The sequence below is a fragment of the Curtobacterium sp. VKM Ac-1395 genome (genome assembly GCF_015350975.1).
Classification (GTDB): Bacteria; Actinomycetota; Actinomycetes; order Actinomycetales; family Microbacteriaceae; genus Curtobacterium.
On sequence record NZ_JADKRX010000013.1, the window covers coordinates 1 to 22,403 of the forward strand.

Consider the following 22,403-nt stretch of genomic DNA (forward strand, 5'->3'; position numbering starts at 1 on the left):
GGTGCCGACGCGCATCGGGAACGCGAACACTGCGCCGAGCCCTGTTTCACGCAGCGCACGCGATGCCATCGGCCAGTGCGGCGATGTTGCGGTCTGCACGTTTGGCTCCAGGACCGGAACGCCGGTCAGCATCGCTTCCCAGCACGGGCCTTCGCCGAGGTCCAGCTGGATCTCATCCAGTTCCGCTGCTGCCGCGTCGCTCGCACACACGGTCTCGGAGCCAAGAGGATCACCGAGTGTGGAGATCGCGACACCGGTGACGGGAAGCGCCGAAAGGAACGGACCGCACAGATCGTCACCAATCCCCGCGCGCTGCAACGACGCGATCGCGCTGACGAAGCCGCTGCCGGTCATGAATCAGACCACGGCCGGTGACAGCAAGCGTGGCTTTCCTTCGCACGTGGTGTCGACGACGCCTGAATACTGAGCAGGTATCGACGGGCGAAAAGTGAGCACTTCCGATACGTGTTGGAGGTGTGATCACGGTGGAGGACTGGGCCGAGATCCGTCGACTGCATCGGTCGGTCGGGTTGTCGCAGGCAGTGGCCGCGCGTCTCACCATCGCTGAGCACCTCGTTCCGCGGTGGATAGTCGCCGTCGCAGCGGAACACGGGGACGTCATCGACCTTGCCGTCATGAACTCTCGCAGCGTCATCGCGCGTGTGCGGGAGGACCGGTCAGATCTCGGCTTCGTGGAGACGACCGAGATCCCCGCTGACCTCCGCGGCTGCGTGGTGGCGCGGGACGAACTGGTCTTCGTTGTCGCACCCGCACATCCGCTGGCGGCGCGCGCCTCCCTGTCCCTCCAGGAGGTCGCTGCCACTGCGCCCGTGGCCCGCGAGTCGGGATCAGGCACCCGCACCTCCTTCGAGCAGCTCTGCGCAGAACACGGCATCGAGGCAGTCGCGGTACCGGTGAGGGTTGCACCGACCTCAGCTGGTGCCCGAGCCTCGGTCACTGCTGGCGTCGGACCTACGGTCTTGTCCACCCTCGCCGTACGGGATGACCTTGCGCTCGGCCGCTTGGTACAGGCGCACATCGCCGACGCTCGGCTGGTCCGCCCTCTCACTGCTGTCTGGCATCCGGACCGGTCACCGTCCGGTGCCGCCGCCCTCCTGCTCAACACTGCTCGATCGACCGCTGTCCGCGAGACGCTCCGCTCAGAGCTGATTGAAGACCGCCTGCACGCCGAGACTCGTTGCGGCCACAAGCACCCACAGGATGATGCCGAGCAGCATCGGCCGGAACCCGGCTCGGCGCAGCGCGCTGAAGTCCGTGGAGATCCCGATTGCTGCGAGGGCGCAGGTGATGAGAAAGGTCGCCGCCGACCCGAGTGCGGGGGCCGCGGCCGCCGGAAGGAGCCCGACGGTGCGGAGGAACACGACCACAAGGAACCCGATCAGGAACCACGGCACCAGTCGGAAGATCCAGATGCCGCCGGCGCGTCCGGCACTGTCGCCCGACGTGCTCTGCTCGCGGGTGGTGCGTCGTGCCTCCAGTCCGGCCAGCCCGACCACGATCGGGATGATCATGAGAGTGCGCACCAGCTTCACGACAACGGCGGTGTCGGTTGCCTGACGGCCGTAAACCGTCGCCGTCGCGACAACCGACGAGGTGTCGTTCACCGCGGTCCCCGCGAACACACCGAAGGCGTGCTGCGAGAGGCCGAGCGCGTGACCGACCAGGGGAAAGACGAACACGGCGGCGATATTGCACAGGAAAATTGTCGACATCGCGTAGGCAACATCCGCGCTGACGGCACCGATCACCGGTGTGACCGCCGCGATCGCGGACGCACCACAGATGCCGGTCCCGACGCCGATCAGGGTGCGGAGCGCGTCAGATACGCGCAGCAGACGGCCGATCCCCCACGCCGCGACGAGGCACACCACCAGCGTGGTCAGCATCACCGGCAGCGTCTGCCCGCCGATGCGCAGCACCTCCCCGATGGAAAGCTGCGCGCCGAGCAGGACGACCGCAGCCTGCAGGACCCGGCTCGACGCGAACCGGACCCCGGACTGCAGGACACCGAGACCGCCACCCTGGCGCCGTCGGACCAGCCACCCCACAAGGGCACCGACGACGACCGCGGGGACGGGCCCCCCGACTACCGGGACGGCGCGCCCCACGAAAGTGGCGACGGTCCCAATCGCGACGGCGAGGACAAGTCCCGGCACTAACGAACGAAACTGAGCAAGGGAACGGACGGTCACCTTGCAACCTTCCCATCTCGCCTCGAGCCGGGCCAGCATCGGCTCGTTGTCGGCCGACAAGCTGGTCTTGCTGCCGTGCTCAGAACCAGATGCTCCGGTCAGCTCTCCTGTCGGCCACGTCGACGACGATCTGACCTCGGGCGATCATCGGCAGGTGTAGGGGCTGCTGAAATACTCGCGCCGTGATAGAAGCGACTGCCTCCCGCAGGTAGGGAAAGACGGTCATTACCGCGACCTCGTTGGCAAATAGCTGCAGGCTGCGCTGCGTGAGCACCGACGGGTCGAGCAGTGTGTACTCGCCCGCGACGCTGACGTCGACCTCACCGAGGGCGATCACGACGCGGGCGTTGAGGCGGACACCGAAGCTGTCCGCGTCAGAACGCTGCTGGACGACGATGTTGACCTGCCCCTCTTTAGGAGCATCCTCGGCGGGCAGTCCCAGTTGACTTCCCTTGGAAGACGGCTATGGTCAGAGGTTCATCCGCCAGCCAAATAGGGGAAGCGAGTTCTGATGCCCGGTAAGTCACCAACCACACGTGGAGCGACAAAGGTCGCTCAGCTGTCGATCAAGGAAAAGCGAGCGGCCAAGCGCGAAAAGCGCGAACCCGACGTCTTCCTCAAGCCGCGCAAGGGAGCGAGCCGCTGATCGGCTGACCGGGGGACCCCTTGGGTGCGAGGAGTTCCCCGGTCGCAACCGACCGCTCGCAACCGTTCAGGAGCAGGATGCAACCCTCGACAGTGTTCACCATCGGTCACTCCACACACCCGATCGAGGAGTTCATAGCGCTGCTCGAAAACAACGGCGTGCAACAACTCATCGATGTGCGGACGGTTCCCGGCTCCCGACATAACCCCCAATTCGGCGCGCAGGCGCTTGAGGAAAGCCTGACGGACGCAGGCCTGCACTATGCGCGGATGGAAGAACTCGGCGGTCTCCGCCACACCCCAGTGAATGTGGAGAGCATCAACGGCGCCTGGCGCAACAAAAGCTTCCGAAGCTACGCCGACTACATGCAAACCGAGCCCTTCGCGCGTGGAATAGACCGTCTGATCGATCGAGCAAAAGAGAAGACTGTGGCGATCATGTGCGCGGAAGCGGTCCCGTGGCGCTGCCACCGGTCTCTCATCGCGGATGCGCTGCTCGTTCGCCACATTTCTGTGAAGGACATCATGAGCGCCACCTCCACCAAACCCCACACACTCACGTCGTTCGCGTCGGTGGACGGGCAGCGGGTCTGGTACCCGCCCACTAACCTGGAAGGGCAACCGTAGGCATAGCGAGCCTCTCGCCGATGTGACCGAGTTGTCATTCCGAGAATGGATGTCGTCCACCATGGGCACCATCGGCACCTCGAATGACGATGTCGAGCATGGTGTGGTCCGCTTGCCAAACGTGGTTTGGACGGTTCGCCCGGCGCCGAAGTACCAGCTCGTGCTTGTCGCGGTACGAAGTCGGCCCGTCGAGGGCGAGCGTGATCATCGCGGGGTCGAGGCCTTGGATGATTCGTCGCACCGTTGAGTACGACGGGGCGGTCGTTCCCTCGTTGGCTGCACGTTCCGCCACGAGCCGATGCAGGGTCGCGACGGATGGTCGCGGCCGCGAGAGCGCTAACCCCTCGATGAGTCGAATCAGCTCGGGAGGCGTGTGCCGTTGTCCGCTGTCAGAGCGACGGGAGGTGTCGAGTCCGGCTGCTCCGGCTTTCCGGTAGCGAGCCAGCCAACCCGCAAGGGTCCGCAAAGGGACACCGCTCTCCCGCGCGAGGGCAGTTAGCGAGATCTGGTCCTCGACATGTAGTCGAAGGATCCGCCACCGCGCTTCCGCGTCCACGCTGAGCCTGTCACATCGGCGACGTCGCTCCCGCGGCGTCACCCTGCAGGTGCCGGTAGATCGTGGGGTGGGAAACACCGAACGTGTCGGCAATCTCCTGGACGGTGTGCCCGCCGCCGTCGTACATCGCGCGGGCCTGCCGGATCTTGTTCGCGGTCATCTTGAACTTCGGGCCGCCCGAGCGTCCACGGGCGCGGGCGGCGGCGAGGCCGTCGTGGGTGCGCTCCACGATGAGGTCGTGCTCGAACTCCGCGATCGCGGCGAGCATGTGGAAAAACAACCGTCCGCCGGGTGTGGTGGTGTCGATGCCCTGCGAAAGCGCGCGGAGCCCGACGCCGCGGTCGTGGAGCTCGTCGGCGATCTGCTTCAGGTTTTTCACCGATCGGCCCAGCCGGTCGAGCTTGGTTACCGTCGCTCCACACCATCCATGGGCGCGGGCTTCAAGCATCACCCCGAATGACCTCGCGTCGACTCCGTTGTTGCTCCGTGAGGAAGGGTCCGGTACCCGCGCCACGGTCGAGGCCTGGCTCGACGAGGCTGGACTCCGCCTGGTCGCTCCAGCGGCGGTACTGGAGACGACGGGCATCATCCGCGCCAACGCTCGAGCGGGCATCGCGCCGGCGGTGATGAGTCTCCGCACCGTCGGCAGCGACCTCGCCCACGGTGCCCTCGTCCGGGTGCCGCTACTCGGCCCGCCACTGATCCGGCCGCTGCGCGCAATCTGGTCGGGTCACGCGGTGCCTGCCGTAGCGGCGTTCATGGAGATCGCCCACCGCGCAGCCCACCGGTGATCAGAACTTCCGCGATGGTGGCGGTGGTCTGCTACCAGTTTCCAACGTGAGTCAGGAGCGGCACGAGCAGTCCGAGGACCCATGCCAGCACGACCGCGACGAAGATGCCGGCGGTCCAGCGTCTCGAGCGTCGAGCACGGCGCGTTGGTACTTCGCCCCAGAGCTGCGTTCGCACGATGAGGTGGTTCGCATCGCCCACCATGCGGCGCACCTGCGGGTCGTTTGTCTCCGGAGTTCCGGCTCGTGCGTGTGCAGCGATTGCGACCGCTTCATCCAAGGTCAGTTCGGTCTGCGCTCTGACGGTGACTCGCATGGGGCTATTTCACCTCGCCCTTCGCGGCGTCGTAGGTCGGGGCGTCGGGGGCGTCCTTCGCTGGACCGACACCGATCGGCACACCGGCCTCGGGGTGGTTCAGGTCGAAGGCCGGGGACTCGGAACGGATCCGCGGGATCGAGGTGAAGTTGTGGCGCGGCGGCGGGCAGCTGGTGGCCCACTCGAGCGAGCGGCCGTAGCCCCACGGGTCGTTGACTGCCACCTTCGGAGCGTTCCGGGCGGTGACGTAGATGTTGAAGATGAACGGCAGGAACGAGATCGCGAGGATCATCGAGCCGATCGTCGACAGCTGGTTCATCCAGGTGAAGCCGTCGTTCGGCAGGTAGGTCGCGTAGCGACGCGGCATGCCGATGACGCCCAGCCAGTGCTGGATGAGGAACGTCGTGTGGAAGCCGATGAACAGTAGCCAGAAGTGGATCTTGCCGAGGCGCTCGTTGAGCATCTTGCCGGTGAACTTCGGCCACCAGAAGTAGAAGCCGGAGAACATCGCGAAGACGACGGTGCCGAACACCACGTAGTGGAAGTGCGCGACGACGAAGTACGAGTCGGACACGTGGAAGTCGAGCGGCGGCGACGCCAGGATGACACCGGTGAGACCACCGAACGTGAAGGTGATGAGGAAGCCGACGGCCCAGAGGAGCGGGGTCTCGAAGGTGACCGAACCGCGCCACATCGTGCCGACCCAGTTGAAGATCTTCACGCCGGTCGGGACCGCGATGAGCATCGACATGAGGGAGAACCACGGCAGCAGCACCGAACCGGTGACGTACATGTGGTGCGCCCACACCGTGACCGAGAGGGCCGCGATGGAGATGGTCGCGTAGACGATGGTCTTGTAGCCGAAGATCGGCTTGCGGCTGAAGACCGGGAAGACCTCGGAGACGATGCCGAAGAACGGCAGCGCGATGATGTAGACCTCGGGGTGCCCGAAGAACCAGAACATGTGCTGCCAGAGCAGCGCTCCGCCGTTGGCCGGGTTGAACACCTGGGCGTCGAACACCCGGTCGAGACCGAGGCCGAAGAGCGCGGCGGCGAGGACCGGGAAGGCCATCAGCACGACGAGCGACGTCACGAGGGTGTTCCACGTGAAGATCGACATGCGGAACATCGTCATGCCGGGAGCGCGCATCGTGATGATCGTCGTGATGAAGTTCACCGCGCCGAGGATCGTCGAGAAGCCCGTCAGGCCGAGCCCGAAGACCCAGAGTGTGCCGCCGAGCCCTGGTGTGAACGTCGTGTCACTCAGTGGTGCGTAGGCGAACCAGCCGAACGACGCGGCGCCCTGCGGGGTGAGGAAGCCACCGACGGCGATGAGGCCACCGAAGAAGTAGAGCCAGAACGCGAAGCCGTTGAGTCGCGGGAAGGCGACGTCAGGGGCCCCGATCTGCAGCGGCATGATCGCGTTCGCGAAGCCCGAGAACAGCGGCGTCGCGAAGAGCAGCAGCATGATCGTGCCGTGCATCGTGAAGAGCTGGTTGTACTGCTCCTTCGTCGCGACGAGCTGCAGCCCGGGCTCGAAGAGCTGCGCGCGGATGACGAGTGCCATCACGCCGGCGAGCAGGAAGTACAGGAACGACGTGATCAGGTACATGTACCCGATGGTCTTGTGGTCGGTGGATGTGATCCACCGCACGACGAGGTTCCCCTTCCGACCCGCCGAAGGTCGGTCAGCGCTCGGTCCGGCGACCTGCCTCGGTCGCGGCTGTGTCGCGGTCATCGCGCCTACCCCTCGTTACTTGGTGCACAAACCCTTTGCCTGATGATAGTATGCACACAGGGCGGTGTCACGCTGCCGCGGCAGATGGGGACGGTAGATTCACCCGCATGGCAGGTACCTCGCTCGCGCTGGATGACCAGGTGTGTTTCGCGCTTGCGATCGCATCCCGGCGGGTGATCGGCAGCTACCGCGAGCTCCTCGCTCCCATGCGTTTGACACATCCGCAGTACCTCGTGATGCTGGCGCTGTGGGAGCAGGAACCACGCGGCATGCAAGAACTTGGCTCTGTGCTGGCGCTGGATCCCGGGACGCTGAGCCCGTTGCTAAAGCGACTCGAGGCGTTGGGGTATCTCTCCCGCAGTCGGCGGACCGGAGACGAACGGTACATCGACGTGGCGTTGACGGATGACGGGCGTGCGCTGCGTCAGCAGGCTGAGGTGATCCCGGCGACGCTCGTGGAGCGACTTGGTGTTCCGCTGGCAGAGCTCGAGGCGCTCAGGGACTCCCTGCAGCACCTCATCGGGGCGATCGATGCCAACGACGCCGCTCCCCGCACGACACCGAAGCTGACTGACACCGACGGACGCTTCATTACACGTCCGTCAGGAACCAACCCATGACCATCGAAGCCAACGCACACACTGCGCACCGACGTCCGACCCTCTCCCGCAAGGTGCGGGCGTACGTCTCGCTGACGAAGCCGCGGGTCATGGAGCTCCTGCTGGTCACCACGGCTCCGACGATGTTCCTCGCCGCCCGCGGCGTGCCGGACCTGTGGCTCGTGTTCTGGACGATGCTCGGTGGCGCGATGTCGGCGGGGGCCGCGTCAGCGTTCAACTGCTACATCGACCGCGACATCGACCGCCTGATGAAGCGCACGAGCACCCGGCCGCTCGTGACCGGCGAGCTCTCCGACCGCGAGGCCCTGGTGTTCTCGTGGACGCTCGCGGTGCTCTCGACCGCGGTCCTCGGCTTCCTGGTGAACTGGCTGTCCGCTGCGCTCAGCGTCGTCGCGATCCTCATCTAGGTGTGCGTCTACACGCTCTGGCTCAAGCGCCGCACTCCGCAGAACATCGTGTGGGGCGGGTCGGCCGGCGCGATGCCGGTCCTCATCGGCTGGGCGGGCGTGACAGGGTCGCTGGCGTGGGCGCCAGTCATCCTCTTCATGGTGATCTTCCTCTGGACGCCGCCGCACTACTGGCCGCTCTCGATGAAGTACCGCGACGACTACGACGCCGCCGAGGTCCCGATGCTCGCGGTGGTCCGCGGGCGCACGGTCGTCGGCCTGCAGGTGGTCCTGTACGCGTGGGCGACGCTGGTCTGCTCGCTGCTGCTCATCCCGGTGGCGCACATGGGGCCGCTGTACACGGTGGTCGCGCTAGCCGGGGGCGTCTGGTTCGTCGTCGAGTCGCACCGGCTGTACTCGCGGGCGATCCGGCACGTGGAGCAGGTTCAGCCGATGCGCGTGTTCCACAGCTCGATCACGTACCTGACGCTGCTGTTCATCGCGGTGGGCATCGACCCGCTGCTGCCGCAGGTCTTCACCCTTTCGCTGTAGGAAGCGACTCTCCGAAGGCTGCTCCCCTCGGCGGGTGTGTTGCAGTGCCGTCACCGCCGAGGGTTCCCGGCTACTCGATTGCAGCCTGGGTTCGCTGCCGCCGGTGATCCCCGCGCGGTGTTGGTCATCGTCAGACCGGCCTTAGCTACCAGCCGGCAGTGTTCGGTTCGTCCGCTGAGCTCACGGAAGGGACTGACCGCGCCCGCGTGATTCGCTAGTTTCAACCGAGGGAGGCGGAGATGGCGAGTCCGGGGTGGTTGGGGGCGGTCGGCTGCGCTCTGCTTGTGCTCCTCGTCAACGTGGCAATTTGGGGTGTTGTGTCGGTCGCGACGAATGGAATGGGTCGCAATCACGCGGCTGGCATACGATTGCCGTCGCTGCTGCACAGCGACGACGCCTGGCGAGCCGGCCATCTTGCCGGGCAGAGAATCATGCGGCCGTTCTTGATCGCGGCGGCGATCGTCGTGATCGTGTCGATCCCAGCGCAACTGGCGCCAGCGCTTTACCTCGTGCTGCTCGGACTTTCCCTCGCTTGCACACTGGCTGCTCTCGGGGCAGGTGCGCTGTCCGCGTCCCGGGCTGCTCGCCAAATTACTCGGGACCGCTGATGAACTGAGCCTCCTCGACACCCGTTGCGCGCGCTCAGCGACCTCGTTGCGTGACGCGGGGCATCTGCCTAACTACGCAGTCGACCGGCCCTCGCGTTTAGCACCCATTCCGCACTCGCCCGAATGGCCATTGGACGGCGTTAGTGCTGGTGCCGGACTGCTTTGGGAACCAACACCACACTGCGCAGACGAGCGCTACTGCCACCGCGACGACTTATTAGGTGGTGACGAAGCCGCGCGCTCCGCTACGCTCGCGGAAGCGGCATAACCGAACCGACACCGTGTCCACGATCAAGGGCCAAGGCCCAGCGCGCGCGACTGGCCGCGGCATCCGAAGGCAACCCGGTGATGACTGTCGGCATCGACCGCCCCACCTTGGATCGCGACGTCCGCCGGCTCACAGCCGACACCGCGTCGCAGCTCCCGCACTGAACGAGCGGCGCCGACCGACGCCGCTCCCGGAGAGAAAGAAGCACACAATGTCAAACTCGCTCGATGGCAAGGTCGCACTCGTCACCGGTGGTGGCGGAGGGATCGGGCGCGAGACCGCGAAGGTCCTCGTCGACCACGGCGCACGGGTCGTCGTCGCCGACCTGTCCGAGGATGCCGGCAACGGGACGCTCGAGTACATCGACGGCGGAGACGCCGTGGCGTTCGTCCGGGCGGACGTGACCGACCTCGCGTCGATGCAGCACCTGGTCCAGGCCGCGGTGGACCGCTACGGCCGACTCGACATCGCGCACAACAACGCCGGCATCGAGCTCACCGGCCCCGACCTCGCCGACGTCACGGTGGAGCAGTTCGACAAGGTGATCGCCGTCAACCTCACCGGAGTGTTCATCAGCATGAAGGCCGAGATCCCGCAGATGCTGGCGCAGGGCGGCGGATCCATCATCAACACCGCCTCGTCCCTCGGGCAGTCCGCCATCGCCCACCAGTCCGCCTACGTCACGTCGAAGCACGGCGTCATCGGCCTCACCCGAGCCGCCGCGGTGGAGTACTCCGACAAAGGCATCCGCGTGAACGCAGTGCTGCCCGGGGTGATCCAGACGCCAATGATAGACGCGCTGGAGGAGACCTACCCCGGCTTCAAGGACGCGCTGCTGACGAAGCACCCGATCGGCCGACTCGGCACGCCGCACGACATCGCCGAGATGGTCGCGTGGCTCGGTTCCGACGCGGCCGCCTTCGCGACCGGCTCGCAGTTCGCCGTCGACGGCGGGTACCTCGCGATTTAGACGAGGTGGCCACGACGGACGGGAGGCACGGTGTCAGCTGGCACCGTGCCTCACGTCCGTCACCGGTCGCACCGCGACCGCGGGTCGCTGGTCGGCGCGATCTTCCACTCCGACCACGGCAGCGTCTACACCTCGAAGGCCTACGCCGCGCTCTGCGAGCAGCTGGGCGTGACCCAGTCCACGGGCGCGGTCGGCACGAGTGCCGACAACTCACTCGCGGAAAGCTTCAACGCCACGCTCAAGCGCGAACTCCTCGCCGGCCGGCCAGCGTTCCCGGACCAGGCCACCGCCTACCGGCCCGTGTTCCGGTGGGCGAACCGCTACAACACTCGCCGGCGCCACTCCGCGATCGGCAACATCAGCCCGAACGCCTACGAAGCCGCACGCTCCGCTACGCTCGCGGAAGCGGCATAACCGAACCGACACCGTGTCCACGATCAAGGGCCAAGGCCCCGGCGTTTGCGCAGGTCAGCGGCTCGTTCGCCCAGTGGGCGCATCAAGCGATAGACGCAAAGCCGACGTGATTAGGTCGTCGGTTCGATTCCGACAGGCGGCTCCGGCGAACAGCCCCTGACCTGCGCAAACGCAGGGCAGGGGCTGTTCGGTTCTGGTGGTCGCGCGGTGCGCTGGCCTCACGGCTCTGCCCGACACCGACGTCGCTCTCCTCTGCGACGGACCTCTCGCCGGCTGAGCGCTCGCGGCCGGCATCCTGTCCGTGTGCCGATAGGCCTCGCACCGCTCGGCAACGCAGCGTGGCGTTGCGTCGCGACCTGGCGACGGCTCGGCGGGGCGCGATCGTCTCGTGCGTTGGCGGACTACGGGAGCTTGGACGCGAGGACGTCGGCCGCCAGGATCTCGGGTGCTGCGCTGAGGAGGTGCTGGTTGGCCATCAGGGCTGCGACGATGGCGCCGTTGGCGTGGGCGTCGCGAGCGGCCTCGTCGGGGAATGCATCGAAGATCCAGAAGGTGTCGGCGTGGGTCCTGACCGCGAACCAGACAATCGTTCCTACTTCTTCGTTGGCGAGTGCGACAGCGCCGGCGAGCAGATCGGCGACCGCGTCATGCTGTCCATCGGCCGCGACGATCTTGGCGACGAAGGCATACGGAAGTGATGCGGGTGTGGACATGAGGGGTTCTCCTAGGTGTCGAGGTTTCTTGGTGAAGCGAGTTCAGCGTATGACGAGCGAGAGCCGGTGGGGAGTGGCGTACACGGCAGTATTGCTATTGTTTACGTCATGCGTATCGGACTGATCGCGATCGACGGCTGCTTGGGTTCGGCTATCGCGTCGATCATCGACATCGTGCGGGTGGCCGACGGAGCCCGCGGCGATGTCGACCCGCGGATCGACCCGATCGAACTCGCCATCCTCGGACCGAAACGGCGAGTGACCACGACGGCATCGATGACCCTGTCGGTGGACCACCCGCTGTCGGAGTCCGGAGAGTTCGACGTGGTCGTCGTCCCTGCGCTTGGAACCCTTACGGCCGCCGCTACCAACGACGCCCTCCAGAGCCGAGATGCTCGTTCGGTCATCGCCTCGCTCGGGCGCCTCGACGAGGCGACCACCCGGATCGCCGCGGCGTGCACCGGCGTGTTCGCCGTCGCCGAGACCGGACGGATGCATCATCGGAGGGCGACGACCAGCTGGTTCCTGGGGCCGGAGTTCCTGAAGCGCTATCCGACCGTCGCCCTCGATCTCGACACCATGGTCGTGGTCGACGGGAACCTCGTCACCGCCGGCGCCGCCTTCGCCCACATCGACCTCGCGCTCTCACTCGTGCGATCGATCAGCCCCGACCTGGCCCAACATGTCGCCAAGCTCCTCATCATCGACGAGCGCCCGTCGCAGGCGGCCTTCGTCGCCTACGAACATCTCCGGCACGAGGACCCGATCGTCGTCGAGTTCGAACGCTTCGTGCGCGCCCGCCTGGACGAACCGTTCAACGTCGCCTTCGTCGCGCAGTCGCTCGGCACCAGCCGGCGCACCCTCGAACGACGAGTCCGTGCGGCGCTCAACCTCACTCCGCTCGGCTTCGCCCAACGGCTTCGCATCGAACGGGCTCGGCACCTCTCAGCAACCACGGACCTCACCTCCGCCGAGATCGCGCTACGGGTCGGCTACGCGAACGCCGAGACTCTGCGCTCCCTCCTGCGCAGGGAGCGACGCCGTTCCTGACCTATCGCCATGCCTTAGAACCACCTCTCAGCACGTCGCGTCGACGCTCCTGCGTCGCCCCTGGACCACCCACTCGACACGCCCGCAGCACAGGTCATGTGACGTGTCCCGGCTTCCCGGACGGTCGGGGTTTGGGTGGCTGTGATGTCGCTGCGTTCTCGTCGAGGGGGTCAGCAGACCCGATCAGGGTCGACTGGGATGAGACGCGAAGGCGGTCAGGTCAGGGCGGCCGAAGCCGGCCGGCGGGGTAGCGTCGGTCACGTCGAGGTCTTTCGGACGGATGGCGTAGGAACCTCCGTCGTCGGGAGACCTCGACGTCTAATCTGCGGACCGACGCGCCCGGCCGACCTACACCCTCATCTGGGAAAGAGCCCCCATAGCGGCGGCCGTCGCCGGCGTCAGAGGCGGCGCGTACCGTAGGGCATGCCTGGAATTGTTCCCCCCAACGGTTCCGGGCATCCGGCTCGAGCAGCCCCCCAGATTCGCTCGAGCTGTAGGCGGCCCCGGTCCTGTTCCCCCCAACAGGCCGGGGCCGCTTCACGCTCCGGCCTCGCGCGCCGAGGCGAGCTGCTCGAGCGGGATCCTGATCGGACCGCCGCCGGCGGACTGTCCTGGCCTGATCGGGCCGCCTGCGGCGGACTGCATTGACTGATCTGAGCCGGCAAGCCGGCGCTGCGCTATGAACCCTTCGGGTTCGTTGTTTGCCCGGGAAGCCTTTGGCGATTGTACGGTCGGCTCTCTCCGCGCAACCCACTCCGCTATCGGCCCGCACGCGAGAACTTCCTCCTTCCGCTGCGCTCCCTCCGGAACTTCTCGGAGCGTTCCGGCTCCGGGGTTGCACTCCGTTCCCCTCCCTGATCGGCACTACGTGCCTTCCCGGGCAAACAACGAAAGGGAGAGGAAGCAGAAATGATGTTGATGGGTATCCGAGCGACCGCAGATGGTCGCGCCGAGGGCGTCGTCGTGAACGTGAGGACCTCCGTCCTCGCGGGCCTCCAAGCGCAGATCGGGTGCGGTGCGGTGGACGTGGCCCACCTCCCGAACCAGATCGAGGCGTGGGTCGATGACAACGGCGCATACACCGCCGAAGTCAACGCGCCCGCGACCGTCGCCGCGGTGGTCCTCGGTCGGCCCCGGCACGCGGACCCGCTCTACGGGCCGGTCGTGTTCCTGACCAGCGACCGCGCCGGTGAGGTCCGGTCGCTGTCGCCGGATCAGTACAAGGCGGTCATGGCCGCATTCGAGCAGGCACGTGCCGCGCTCACCCGGGCGGAAGCGCTGCTTGCAGCGCTGTCCCGCTAACACCACCCGCAGCACCCATAGAAACGACCGGGTGCGGAGTTCCCGACAATCACTACTTGCCAGGACCCGCACCCGGTCACTACCGGAAAGCGTACAGAACAATGACCATCACAGACAACGTCCACTTCACCCACCTGACCGACACGCCCGAGGCCGACCAGCCCACCCCCGAGGCCACACCGGCCACGGACGGCGTGGAACTGGTGACCCTCCCGGCGCTGAACGTGTCGATCGAGAACAACGTCCGCACCGCGGCCGACCTCGACCCCGCGTTCCTGGCCTCCGTAAAGCAGCACGGGGTGCTCCTGCCGACCATCGGCTACCGCGACCAGGACGGCCGCGTCGTCGTCCGGGACGGGCAGATGCGCGTCCTGGCAGCCATCGAGGCCGGGTGCGACGTGCCAGTGTTCGTCACCGCACGTGACGACAACACAGCCAAGCGAATTGCGGAGCAGTTGGTCGCCAACGAGCGCCGCACCGCCCTGACGGACGGTGACCGGCTCGCCGCGTACCGGCAGTTGGAAATCGAGGGCCTGTCGGTCACCGCGATCGCCAAGGAGACCGGCACGAAGCGGGACACCGTGAAGGCGACCCTCGCCGTGGCGAAGTCGGAGGCCGCGACGAAGGCGGTCACCGACTCCGCGCTCACCCTGGACGACGCACTGCTGTTCGCGGAGTTCCAGGACGACCCGGAGGCCATCGCGGAACTGCAGGGCTGCGTGGACGAGGGGTACGCCGACGAACTGAAGTTCACGGCCGAGCGCATTCGGCAGGACCGGCAGGGCAAGGCAGACATGGCCCGGATCGCGGGGGAGTGGGAAGCCAAGGGCGTCCGCGTCGTCACCAGCGAGGACGACTACACGACCCTGTCGAGCCTGACCGACGCTAACGACGACGCCGAGGACCGCCCCGTCCTCGATGCCGAGGCGCACGCGACCGGCTGCGCCGGTCACGCCGTGTTCCTGCAGGCATGGGGTGAGCACACCGCGGTCGCGGTGTGCACCACCCCGGTGGCGCACCACGTGAAGTACCCGCGGTACTCGTTCAGCACGGCCCCGGCTGCGGAGCTGACCGAGGAAGAAGTGGCCGAGCAGAAGGAGGCCGAGAAGGCCGCGCGCCGGGAACTGATCGCCAACAACAAGGCGTGGGACGCTGCGGACACGCTCCGGATCGAGTTCGTGAAGTCGCTCCTGCAGCGGAAGACGCTGCCGAAGGACTGGACGATGTTCGCCGCTGTCGCGGGCACCCGTCATGGGTGGACCATGCGCGCCGACAACAGCGGCGGTGTCCGGGACCTGCTCAGCATCGAGTCGGGCAGCGGCTACGGCGCTGACACGGTGGCGACGTGGGTCGAGCAGCACCCCGCGAAGGCACCGCACGTCGCCCTCGCCGTGGTGCTGTCCGCGTTCGAGAACGCGGCGAACCGCGAGTGGTGGCGTCGTCCCGCCACCGAGGGCGCGGCGTACCTCAACCAGTTGGCCGCATGGGGCCACCGCTTGACCGACGTCGAGAAGATCGCCGCGGGCATCCAGCCCGAGCCGGTCGACTCGGTCGAGGACGCGGACACCGCAGCCGAGTAGGTGAACCAGCGTGGGGGTCGCAGCCAGCGGCCCCCACGCCCACCCGGCACCGGATCATGTCTCATCGCCCCGTCCGAGTGTCCGTGGGCTGCGCGGCGGCTTCGCCACCGCAGCAAGGGGCTTCGCCCCCTCCTGGACCCCGGAGCCCCTCGACGGAGCTCTCGGCTGTCACCGCCTGCGGCGGGTCCAGGACGGCGACGCAGGTGCCGCGTGCCTTAGATCTCTTCCCAGGAAAGCTGCGCCACCTGCATAGTTCTCGCCCAGAGGAATCGGTTGATGGGGACTCCATCGCATTTGACAGTGAACGTGGGCGTCGGACGGACGATCCCCAACTCAACTTGCTCCTGTGCCCACGCGAGCAGGGCGTCGAGGGTCGCCGTGGGGGCTGAGACAACACGATTACGCCGGCCTGCGATCCGGGTGTCGGTGAACGTGCCCCGATAGCCACCGAACCAACGCCAGACCAGCAACGTGTCGAAATCCACTACGTCTCCAGACGATTGGTCGAGCGTGGCGCTCCATCCCAGGGCTTCCGGCCCCGGCCGGGAGTCGCTTCGCTCCGAGTGGAACCGGCTTCGCCGGCACAGTTTGGGCCTCCGGCCCGTTTCTTTGCCGTGAAGCCTTCGGCAGCGTACGGACGTCCGGGTTCCGCGCAAGCGGCAAGCCGCCGGCTCCTCCGAGATTTTCGGCACGCGGTCGCTTCGCTCCCTTATTTCGCGCCGAAATTCTCTCCCCCACCGCCCTTCGGGTTGCACTCCGCCCTCCCGTCCTAGCGGCGACAAGTCGCCTTCACGGCAAAAAAACGAGAGGGAGAGGAAGAGCACATGCGCTACCAGATCGAGACGCTGACCCGAGTTGTCAGCAAGGCCGACGACGCAGCCGAGGCGAGGACGGCGGCACTGCGAGAGCGGGCCGCGGAACTCAAGACCGCCGCGTCGCTGGGTTGGACCCTCGCGAGCACGTTCGTTCTCGAAGGGGTCGAAGTCGCCACGTTCGTCGACACGATCACCTTCACGCCGCCCGCGGAGTGAACCAAGGCGGGAGGGGACAACTCGTAATTGCCCCCTCCCGCCTCCATTCTCACCGATCGAGACCCCGGAGGTACAGACCATGAGCAGCACCACCGCCACCAAGACCCGCACCACCAAGACCCGCCGCCCGACCGTCACGCCGGAGCAGCGGAAGGAGCAGGCCGCCGCGCTGCACGAGTCGATCGCGACGCAGGTCGAGCAGCTGCGCGACTCGGACCGATGGACCGCGTTCCTGCAGTTCGCGGGCGCGTTCCACACGTACAGCCTCAACAACGTGTTGTTGATCCTCAGCCAGCGGCCCGACGCCGAGCGCGTCGCCGGGTTCCGGAAGTGGCAGGCCCTCGGTCGCCAGGTCCGCAAGGGAGAAAAGAGCTTGCGCATCTTCGGCTACAGCACCAAGAAGGTGACCGAGCAGGACGAGAACGGCGACGACGTCGAGAAGCGTTACCCCCGGTTCCCGATCCTCCCCGTGTTCGACATCGCCCAGACCGACCCGATCGACCCGGACGCCGACGACCCGTCCACCCTCACCGCGCCGCTGACCGGCACCGACGATCACGGCGTCATCGGCACCCTGACCGCTCACCTGGTCGCGGACGGGTGGAGCGTCGAACACACCGAGCCGGGAGAAGGCCGCAACGGCTTCACCGACCCCACCGCCCGCCGCGTCGTGATCGGGTCGCACCTGACCCCGGAGCACTCCGCGAAGACGCTCATTCACGAGCTCGCGCACATCCTCCTCGGCCACACCGACGACCTGACCGAGTACGCCGAGCACCGCGGCCTCATGGAAACCGAGGCCGAGAGCGTCGCCTACGTCGTCGCCGGACTGGTCGGATTCGACACCGCCGCCTACTCGATCGGCTACGTCGCCGGATGGTCCGACGCAGACGCCGACCTGATCCGTTCCACCGCCGCCCGCGTCCTCACGGCAGCGCACCAGGTGGCCGCGATCCTCGCACCCGCCGACGTCGACGCCGAAGACGGCGACGACGCGGACCCCACCGAGCAGTAGTCACCGCGGGGGCCGCCCAGCGGCCCCCGCGCCCCGGAAGGAGCACCACCGATGGACGCCGTCACCTACCGCCGCCCCGACCACCTCGACCCCCGCACGACCGACCCCGCCGCCCCGGCCGCGGACGTCGACCCGACCGGCGCCACATGCGGCGCCGAAACCGCCGAGATGGGCGAAGAGTGGTTCTGCACCCGCCGCCCCCACCACCCCGACAACGAGCACCGCGCCGCGTTCGACCGCGGCGGCGACGGCCCCGCCGACGCCGTCGGCTACGCCTGGCGCGACGAGCTCTACGACCCCAGCCCGGCCCCCGTCGCACCGCGGAGCGGGCTCCGCGACACCGGAACGCAGCCGCCGTTCACCCTCGCCCAGACGATCACGTGGACCGAACTCCGCGCCGAGGTCGCACGCGCTGGCGCAGAGCACTGGGTCCAGGGCAGCCGGAAGCACCGCGAGCACGTGCGAGAAGCCGACCGGTTCGACGCGATCGCCGCCGAGCTGCACCGCCTCTGGGACCTCAACACCGCGGCAGGGTGACGGGCCGGCGGGGCGGGGGCGTGGCCGACCTCCGGCCGCCCGTGGAGGCGGCCCGCCCCCACACCCCCGGCGCACCTGCGGTGCTGGTAGAACCGGCGACGGAGCGCCGGTCTGTAAGGGCCTTACGGCCCGTTCTTTTGCCGTGAAGCCTTCGGCAGCATACGGACGATCACCCGGAATGCAACCGGCTTTCGCGGCATAAACGGCCCCTCCCCGCAAGCGGGTCCTCTCCATATATTCCACGACCGGTTGCATTCCGGGCGCTCATCCTAGCGGCGACAAGTCGCCTTCACGGCAAAAAAACGAGAGGGAGAGGAAACACCATGAATGACACAGTGCAGGTTACGTTGAACCGCGAGGACTGGGAGCACATTGTCCGACTCGTGCAACGCGTCGTACCGGCAACGTCGCAAAGCCTCGACGACGCCTACGAGTGGGACGAGGACGAAGGCCCCGACGTCGAGTGGATCGAAGCACGACAGCGCAGCCTCGCCGATGCCCGCGCACTCAGCGATCGCGTGACCGCGGCGGTTGCCGTCGCGACCGGAGAGGCCGCTCCGCGGCAGGCAGGGACAGCGGCGACGGGAGAGGCGTAGCCAGGCACTCCTATTCGGTTCCGTGAATGACAGAACAGCGCTAATGCACCAGGGGATTTCCAGCCCTCCCGCTGTCGTTCACTCCCCGAAGTCGCCTTCCTGAACACTCTGCGTTGGTACCAGAGAATGCAGACCGACGGCCTGCAAAGAGGTGTGCCGCCCGGCTAAAAAAGGGTCGAAGAATGCAGGAAAAATGCTGGTCAACCCGGCTATTTCGACGTAGAATAGAAGCATGCAGCGGGGGAGGGGCCTCCACTGCATCACAATCTTTCGGAAGGTGATTTCGATGAGCATCACGGTTTACAGCAAGTCTGGTTTCTGCGGCATGTGCATGGCCACCGAGCGCGCTCTCGTCTCCGCCGGCGTCGAGTTCAACGAGGTTCACCTCGAAGACGTCGACCAGGCGCAGATCGAGGAGTGGAAGACCACCCTCGGCATGAACGCACCCATCGTCATCACCGACACCGAGACCGGTTCCTGGAGCGGCTTCCGCCCCGACAAGATCGACCAGCTCAAGACCGCCACCTCGACGGTCAAGGCCGCGTGATGACGATGACGCTCGAACGACCGACCACCGCCTACCGCGACGCGATCCAGCCCGAGACTCGCGCTGCCGTCGACGAGCTCTTCCTGACCGACCCGGGCCACGCCCTCATCGCGATCGACCGGGCCACCCATGACCCATCCGAGGACGTCCGCGAGTGGGAACTCGATGCCGAGGGCCGGCACGTGTGGGAGGCCGGCTACATGGTCGGGTTCTCCGCCGCTCAGCCGCAGCTCATCGCCCAGGTGCACCGCCTCGAGCAGCTCCTCGCTCAGGCGGAACGCGACGCGGACCGGTACTACGCCGAGATGTGCCGCCGTCCCGCAGCGCCCAGCCCGGACGGGCAGTCCTTCGCGGAGCTCTCGCGGATCCGCGGCGACGACGAACGCGCTGACCGTCACGAAGCGACGATCGACCGCATGTTCCCCCAGTACGCCGGCACTCGCGCCTGAGCGGTCCTCGCCGTCACCACGAGATCCACCCCTTCCGCGAGCGACGCGGTTGGTAGAATCGAGTCCGAGCAGGGGAGTCCCCATGAGCATCAAGACCGAGCACGACACCGCCCGAACGATCGACGTCGAGCAGGAGATGGCGCTGGTCGAGAAGGGCCAGCAGCTCGCCGGCCACTTCCCCGACGCGGAAGCGCTCGGCCGGGCCCGTCGCATCCTCGAGGGGACGCTGTCGCCGGAGGATGCGCGCGCGGAGGTCGCTGCGAAGCACGGGTTTCCTCTCCGCCAGCGCTGAGCGCCGACGTCCTGCGGGGGAGCGGATGAGCGTCGACGACAAGTACACCTACCCGGGTAGTGGTGGGGTCCTGGTGAACGCTGCGGGGATTCGCGATCAGCGACAGCTTGACGAGGCGATGAACGACGTCGCGTCGATCACGATGGCCGAGGTCCGCGCCGAGCCGGTGCCCGACCGCCCCGGCTACGGGTACCTCCAGAGCATCCACGAACGCATGTTCGGTGACCTGGTGCCCGGCATCGCTGGACGCATCCGCGACGTCGACGTGCAGGCAACTGGCACGGGCATCCCGTACTGCCGCCCCGAGTACATCGACGCGAACCTGGCGACATTGTTCGGCAAGCTCGAGCGGGAGGACTACCTCACCGGCCTCGACGCTGACACGTTCGCCGATCGGCTCGCAGACCGATGGGGAGAGCTGTCGGCCATCCACCCCTACCGCGACGGCAACACCAGATCCCAAAGCACCTACGTGTCCGCGATCGCCGAGCGTGCAGGGCACCCGATCGACTGGGAACGCGTCGACGTCGACGAGCTGCGCACCGCACGGCTCTACGCGGTCGCCGGCAACGACCGTCCTCTTGCGGACTACCTCCGTACCCACCTGGTCGAGGCGAATCGCGACGGCCATCACGACGAGCGAGAGCTCGGTGAGTTCGAGCGTGAAGACCGCGAGATGATGCGCGGCGCTGGGATCGACCCCGACGCCCCGTCCAGCGGAACGCGGTCGGCACGCATGGACCCGTGGCCGTCGCTGCCAGAACAGTCCCGCGACCGCGGCGACCTTGAACGATGAGCGGACCCGTACCGGTCAGCGCCGAAGAACGGTTCTGGTCGCACGTGGTGAAGGGACCGGCCACGACGGATTGCTGGATCTGGACGGGCGCCGTCGGCGACGACGGGTACGGCCGGTTTTGGGTGCCGCAGCCGGACGGCGGACAACGCGCTATGCGCCCGCAGCGGTGGCTCTACGAGCACCTCACCGGTACCGCCCTGCGTCCGTCGACGCTGCTCCTCCACGCGTGCGACGTGCCGCTGTGCGTGCACGTCGACGTCGAGCCGGCGCGATCGCACCTGGCGCCCGGCACACACCGCGGGAACATGCTCGAGCGGACACAGCGCGGCCGACACCGCAACGGTGCGACCGCGCTCCGCACGATCAGCTTCCCTCGCTCGGAGCGTGTGCGTCTCTCCCGTGAGCTCCGCGAAGCGTTCCGCGATCACGGGTGGGACGCCGATGCCGTTCGCACGTGTCGGACAGGGATCGCGGCGAACACTCCGACGCTCTGGTGACAGCGACCATGTCGGACGCCGGCGCTACCGTCGCGCACAACCAACGAGGGGACCGGACCATGACCAACTACGCACCGCCCCAGTGGTCGCCCGTGCCGCCGGCACCGACGCCGACCGGTCCTCGCCGGGGCACGAAGCTGTCGCGGTGGAGCGTGTTCCTCGGCATCCAGTCAGTCCTCCTCGGAGCCCTCCTGCCGATCCCGATCCTCGCGCTCGTCTTCGGCATCCTCGGCCTCTGCCGCGGCACGGACCTCCCGGGTCGCGCCGTCGTCGGCATCGTCTTCGGCTGGTCCGGTCTGACGTTCTGGGGCGGCTTCATTGCCGTGTGCATCTGGTCGATGCACGTCAACCTCGCCTAACGGTCACAGCACACACCACGGCCCCCGACCACACTCACGTGGTCGGGGGCCGTGTCACGTGTAAGGGACGGTACCGCGTTCGCCGCGGAGGCGGTTCTCCTACGCCGCGTACGACTCCTGCGCGTCGCCCTGCTCGCCGCTCTCGTCGTCGTGCTCGGCCGCCGTCACGGCCTCGTCGCCGCCGTTCGTTGCGTCGGTCTCAGCCTTCGCCTTGGACCGCTTCACGTCGCGCAAGGGGATGCCGAGTCGTTCCGCCACCTCGTCGCGGGTGACCTTGGTATCGAGCATGCGTCCGATGATCGCCTGCGCTTCGGCTTCCGCCTCAGCGATCGCGGCGGCCTGCTCGTCGCGGATCTTCTGGATGCGCGCGTCCGCGTCCTCGTTGATCCCGTCGACGGCATCGGCTGCGACGAAGTATTCGACGGCGAGCTCTTCGAGCTGCTCCTGCCGACGGCGGAAGTCCGCCGCCCGCTCGACTGCTCGCTCACGTGCAACCTTGCGCGCGGCGGCTTGCTTCCCCGACGTTCGAACGTTCGCCATGTCGTTCCCCAATCCCTCACGGCCACCACCCGCCTGAATCGGGCGGCACCTGCCTAGCGGCGGTGCCCAGCGGCGCTCCTGTTGTCGCCCAGTGTAGCTCGCGCCTCCGGCGCGGCCGGTGACAGTTCTCGACCCGGATGCAGTCGGCCCGACGCTCCTCGTTCCTCGTCGCTGGCCGCTGCTCCCGGTCTCCACCTGTCTACCGCGCTCGTCTCTCCGCCGATTCCGCTCCGCTCCACCGACTCCGATCCTCCCGGCCCCGCATCCCTCCCTCCTGTCTGCGCTCGTTCCTCGCTACGACCTCCGGTCATTAACGCGTCACACCTCAGGCATTAAAAATGAATGAGGCTAGACTCGCCCTATGCGCACCGCATCCAGCCCGCACCACGGCTGGGTCC

General features: G+C 67.2%; 25 protein-coding genes and 4 pseudogenes. 21 read left to right on the forward strand and 8 right to left on the reverse strand.

Annotation, left to right across the window (positions count from 1 at the left end; genetic code table 11):
- Positions 1 to 354: GAF domain-containing protein (locus ITJ68_RS18630; RefSeq protein ID WP_194663616.1), on the reverse strand; the 354-nt coding region annotated here is incomplete at its 3' end.
- A gap of 188 nt (positions 355 to 542) precedes the next feature.
- On the opposite strand from ITJ68_RS18630, the pseudogene ITJ68_RS19745 reads away from it, so the two are divergent.
- A pseudogene (locus tag ITJ68_RS19745) lies at positions 543 to 1,124 on the forward strand (LysR substrate-binding domain-containing protein); the annotation flags it as partial.
- Between the two features lie 36 nt (positions 1,125 to 1,160).
- Here the strand turns inward: ITJ68_RS19745 and ITJ68_RS18640 are convergent.
- Positions 1,161 to 2,273, reverse strand: a complete 1,113-nt coding sequence (locus ITJ68_RS18640; RefSeq protein WP_228506124.1) for a YeiH family protein — start codon at positions 2,271 to 2,273, stop codon at positions 1,161 to 1,163.
- 19 nt (positions 2,274 to 2,292) lie between these two features.
- Positions 2,293 to 2,550 carry a hypothetical protein gene (locus tag ITJ68_RS18645; RefSeq protein WP_194663617.1) on the reverse strand — a complete coding sequence of 86 codons (258 nt, stop codon included), beginning with the start codon at positions 2,548 to 2,550 and terminating at the stop codon, positions 2,293 to 2,295.
- A gap of 401 nt (positions 2,551 to 2,951) precedes the next feature.
- Between ITJ68_RS18645 and ITJ68_RS18650 the strand changes: the two genes are divergently transcribed.
- Together ITJ68_RS18650 and ITJ68_RS19265 are read left to right on the forward strand one after the other, a co-directional pair.
- Positions 2,952 to 3,485 (forward strand): DUF488 family protein, encoded by a 534-nt coding sequence (locus ITJ68_RS18650; RefSeq protein ID WP_290160886.1) that lies wholly within the window; start codon positions 2,952 to 2,954, stop codon positions 3,483 to 3,485.
- Between the two features lie 61 nt (positions 3,486 to 3,546).
- Entirely contained in the window at positions 3,547 to 3,732 is a 186-nt protein-coding gene (locus tag ITJ68_RS19265; RefSeq protein WP_228506138.1) for a hypothetical protein, read from the forward strand.
- A 39-nt stretch (positions 3,733 to 3,771) separates the two neighbouring features.
- Here the strand turns inward: ITJ68_RS19265 and ITJ68_RS19270 are convergent.
- Both ITJ68_RS19270 and ITJ68_RS18660 read right to left on the reverse strand, forming a co-directional pair.
- Positions 3,772 to 4,119 (reverse strand): annotated as a pseudogene (locus tag ITJ68_RS19270) (helix-turn-helix domain-containing protein); the annotation flags it as partial.
- Complete coding sequence (locus ITJ68_RS18660) at positions 4,052 to 4,489, reverse strand: recombinase family protein (RefSeq protein WP_228506126.1); 438 nt, start codon at positions 4,487 to 4,489, stop codon at positions 4,052 to 4,054. The gene ITJ68_RS18660 and the pseudogene ITJ68_RS19270, both read right to left, overlap by 68 nt.
- On the opposite strand from ITJ68_RS18660, the gene ITJ68_RS18665 reads away from it, so the two are divergent.
- Positions 4,443 to 4,832: a LysR substrate-binding domain-containing protein gene (locus ITJ68_RS18665; RefSeq protein WP_228506128.1), complete on the forward strand. Its 390-nt coding sequence runs from the start codon at positions 4,443 to 4,445 to the stop codon at positions 4,830 to 4,832. The genes ITJ68_RS18660 and ITJ68_RS18665 overlap by 47 nt on opposite strands.
- Before the next feature lie 317 nt (positions 4,833 to 5,149).
- Here ITJ68_RS18665 and ctaD read toward each other — a convergent pair whose 3' ends face one another.
- Positions 5,150 to 6,883 carry a cytochrome c oxidase subunit I gene (gene ctaD, locus ITJ68_RS18670; RefSeq protein ID WP_416354664.1) on the reverse strand — a complete coding sequence of 578 codons (1,734 nt, stop codon included), beginning with the start codon at positions 6,881 to 6,883 and terminating at the stop codon, positions 5,150 to 5,152.
- A 107-nt stretch (positions 6,884 to 6,990) separates the two neighbouring features.
- On the opposite strand from ctaD, the gene ITJ68_RS18675 reads away from it, so the two are divergent.
- From ITJ68_RS18675 to ITJ68_RS18695, 5 genes and pseudogenes are all read left to right on the forward strand, one after another.
- A complete protein-coding gene (locus ITJ68_RS18675; protein ID WP_194663622.1) occupies positions 6,991 to 7,503 on the forward strand; it encodes a MarR family winged helix-turn-helix transcriptional regulator in 513 nt (170 codons plus the stop codon).
- Positions 7,500 to 8,441, forward strand: a pseudogene (locus tag ITJ68_RS18680) (heme o synthase). Before ITJ68_RS18675 ends, ITJ68_RS18680 begins: the two are co-directional and overlap by 4 nt.
- A gap of 284 nt (positions 8,442 to 8,725) precedes the next feature.
- The gene (locus tag ITJ68_RS18685; protein WP_194663624.1) at positions 8,726 to 9,049 is read left to right on the forward strand and encodes an SdpI family protein; all 324 of its coding nucleotides are present in this window, start codon (positions 8,726 to 8,728) and stop codon (positions 9,047 to 9,049) included.
- A 479-nt stretch (positions 9,050 to 9,528) separates the two neighbouring features.
- On the forward strand, positions 9,529 to 10,287 hold the full coding sequence (locus tag ITJ68_RS18690) for a glucose 1-dehydrogenase (protein WP_194663626.1): 759 nt from the start codon (positions 9,529 to 9,531) through the stop codon (positions 10,285 to 10,287).
- A 78-nt stretch (positions 10,288 to 10,365) separates the two neighbouring features.
- Positions 10,366 to 10,701 (forward strand): annotated as a pseudogene (locus tag ITJ68_RS18695) (transposase); the annotation flags it as partial.
- A 401-nt stretch (positions 10,702 to 11,102) separates the two neighbouring features.
- Here ITJ68_RS18695 and ITJ68_RS18700 read toward each other — a convergent pair.
- The gene (locus tag ITJ68_RS18700; RefSeq protein ID WP_014909223.1) at positions 11,103 to 11,414 is read right to left on the reverse strand and encodes a putative quinol monooxygenase; all 312 of its coding nucleotides are present in this window, start codon (positions 11,412 to 11,414) and stop codon (positions 11,103 to 11,105) included.
- A 108-nt stretch (positions 11,415 to 11,522) separates the two neighbouring features.
- Between ITJ68_RS18700 and ITJ68_RS18705 the strand changes: the two genes are divergently transcribed.
- The 12 genes from ITJ68_RS18705 (at position 11,523) to ITJ68_RS18760 (ending at position 21,465) form a co-directional block, all read left to right on the forward strand.
- The gene (locus ITJ68_RS18705; protein WP_194663671.1) at positions 11,523 to 12,464 is read left to right on the forward strand and encodes a GlxA family transcriptional regulator; all 942 of its coding nucleotides are present in this window, start codon (positions 11,523 to 11,525) and stop codon (positions 12,462 to 12,464) included.
- A gap of 963 nt (positions 12,465 to 13,427) precedes the next feature.
- On the forward strand, positions 13,428 to 13,766 hold the full coding sequence (locus tag ITJ68_RS18710; RefSeq protein ID WP_194663631.1) for a DUF3846 domain-containing protein: 339 nt from the start codon (positions 13,428 to 13,430) through the stop codon (positions 13,764 to 13,766).
- 101 nt (positions 13,767 to 13,867) lie between these two features.
- Positions 13,868 to 15,346, forward strand: coding sequence for a ParB/RepB/Spo0J family partition protein (locus ITJ68_RS18715; protein ID WP_194663633.1), 1,479 nt, complete (start codon positions 13,868 to 13,870; stop codon positions 15,344 to 15,346).
- 824 nt (positions 15,347 to 16,170) lie between these two features.
- A complete protein-coding gene (locus tag ITJ68_RS18720) occupies positions 16,171 to 16,377 on the forward strand; it encodes a hypothetical protein (RefSeq protein WP_071274492.1) in 207 nt (68 codons plus the stop codon).
- Between the two features lie 79 nt (positions 16,378 to 16,456).
- Complete coding sequence (locus ITJ68_RS18725) at positions 16,457 to 17,392, forward strand: ArdC-like ssDNA-binding domain-containing protein (RefSeq protein ID WP_194663641.1); 936 nt, start codon at positions 16,457 to 16,459, stop codon at positions 17,390 to 17,392.
- A gap of 51 nt (positions 17,393 to 17,443) precedes the next feature.
- Positions 17,444 to 17,929 (forward strand): hypothetical protein, encoded by a 486-nt coding sequence (locus ITJ68_RS18730; RefSeq protein WP_194663643.1) that lies wholly within the window; start codon positions 17,444 to 17,446, stop codon positions 17,927 to 17,929.
- 323 nt (positions 17,930 to 18,252) lie between these two features.
- Complete coding sequence (locus tag ITJ68_RS18735) at positions 18,253 to 18,525, forward strand: hypothetical protein (RefSeq protein WP_194663644.1); 273 nt, start codon at positions 18,253 to 18,255, stop codon at positions 18,523 to 18,525.
- Positions 18,526 to 18,811: 286 nt separating this feature from the next.
- Entirely contained in the window at positions 18,812 to 19,072 is a 261-nt protein-coding gene (locus ITJ68_RS18740) for a glutaredoxin domain-containing protein (protein ID WP_055949697.1), read from the forward strand.
- Positions 19,072 to 19,521 (forward strand): hypothetical protein, encoded by a 450-nt coding sequence (locus ITJ68_RS18745; RefSeq protein ID WP_055949699.1) that lies wholly within the window; start codon positions 19,072 to 19,074, stop codon positions 19,519 to 19,521. The genes ITJ68_RS18740 and ITJ68_RS18745 overlap by 1 nt, the downstream gene beginning before the upstream one ends.
- Before the next feature lie 82 nt (positions 19,522 to 19,603).
- Positions 19,604 to 19,813, forward strand: coding sequence for a hypothetical protein (locus ITJ68_RS18750; RefSeq protein WP_055949702.1), 210 nt, complete (start codon positions 19,604 to 19,606; stop codon positions 19,811 to 19,813).
- A 25-nt stretch (positions 19,814 to 19,838) separates the two neighbouring features.
- Positions 19,839 to 20,609 (forward strand): Fic/DOC family protein, encoded by a 771-nt coding sequence (locus ITJ68_RS18755; RefSeq protein ID WP_194663645.1) that lies wholly within the window; start codon positions 19,839 to 19,841, stop codon positions 20,607 to 20,609.
- A gap of 556 nt (positions 20,610 to 21,165) precedes the next feature.
- Complete coding sequence (locus ITJ68_RS18760; protein ID WP_194663646.1) at positions 21,166 to 21,465, forward strand: hypothetical protein; 300 nt, start codon at positions 21,166 to 21,168, stop codon at positions 21,463 to 21,465.
- A 99-nt stretch (positions 21,466 to 21,564) separates the two neighbouring features.
- Here the strand turns inward: ITJ68_RS18760 and ITJ68_RS18765 are convergent, their stop codons facing one another.
- On the reverse strand, positions 21,565 to 22,005 hold the full coding sequence (locus ITJ68_RS18765) for a hypothetical protein (protein ID WP_194663647.1): 441 nt from the start codon (positions 22,003 to 22,005) through the stop codon (positions 21,565 to 21,567).
- Between the last annotated feature and the right edge of the window lie 398 nt (positions 22,006 to 22,403).

Coding starts and splice junctions, on each gene's coding strand:
- ITJ68_RS18735 (WP_194663644.1), top strand. CDS start 18,253: ATGAATGACACAGTGCAGGTTACGTTGAACCGCGAGGACTGGGAGCAC.
- ITJ68_RS18740 (WP_055949697.1), top strand. CDS start 18,812: ATGAGCATCACGGTTTACAGCAAGTCTGGTTTCTGCGGCATGTGCATG.
- ITJ68_RS18750 (WP_055949702.1), top strand. CDS start 19,604: ATGAGCATCAAGACCGAGCACGACACCGCCCGAACGATCGACGTCGAG.
- ctaD (WP_416354664.1), bottom strand. CDS start 6,883: ATGACCGCGACACAGCCGCGACCGAGGCAGGTCGCCGGACCGAGCGCT.
- ITJ68_RS18760 (WP_194663646.1), top strand. CDS start 21,166: ATGACCAACTACGCACCGCCCCAGTGGTCGCCCGTGCCGCCGGCACCG.
- ITJ68_RS18715 (WP_194663633.1), top strand. CDS start 13,868: ATGACCATCACAGACAACGTCCACTTCACCCACCTGACCGACACGCCC.
- ITJ68_RS18705 (WP_194663671.1), top strand. CDS start 11,523: ATGCGTATCGGACTGATCGCGATCGACGGCTGCTTGGGTTCGGCTATC.
- ITJ68_RS18725 (WP_194663641.1), top strand. CDS start 16,457: ATGAGCAGCACCACCGCCACCAAGACCCGCACCACCAAGACCCGCCGC.
- ITJ68_RS18730 (WP_194663643.1), top strand. CDS start 17,444: ATGGACGCCGTCACCTACCGCCGCCCCGACCACCTCGACCCCCGCACG.
- ITJ68_RS18745 (WP_055949699.1), top strand. CDS start 19,072: ATGACGATGACGCTCGAACGACCGACCACCGCCTACCGCGACGCGATC.
- ITJ68_RS18690 (WP_194663626.1), top strand. CDS start 9,529: ATGTCAAACTCGCTCGATGGCAAGGTCGCACTCGTCACCGGTGGTGGC.
- ITJ68_RS18660 (WP_228506126.1), bottom strand. CDS start 4,489: ATGCTTGAAGCCCGCGCCCATGGATGGTGTGGAGCGACGGTAACCAAG.
- ITJ68_RS19265 (WP_228506138.1), top strand. CDS start 3,547: ATGGGCACCATCGGCACCTCGAATGACGATGTCGAGCATGGTGTGGTC.
- ITJ68_RS18700 (WP_014909223.1), bottom strand. CDS start 11,414: ATGTCCACACCCGCATCACTTCCGTATGCCTTCGTCGCCAAGATCGTC.
- ITJ68_RS18675 (WP_194663622.1), top strand. CDS start 6,991: ATGGCAGGTACCTCGCTCGCGCTGGATGACCAGGTGTGTTTCGCGCTT.
- ITJ68_RS18720 (WP_071274492.1), top strand. CDS start 16,171: ATGCGCTACCAGATCGAGACGCTGACCCGAGTTGTCAGCAAGGCCGAC.
- ITJ68_RS18755 (WP_194663645.1), top strand. CDS start 19,839: ATGAGCGTCGACGACAAGTACACCTACCCGGGTAGTGGTGGGGTCCTG.
- ITJ68_RS18765 (WP_194663647.1), bottom strand. CDS start 22,005: ATGGCGAACGTTCGAACGTCGGGGAAGCAAGCCGCCGCGCGCAAGGTT.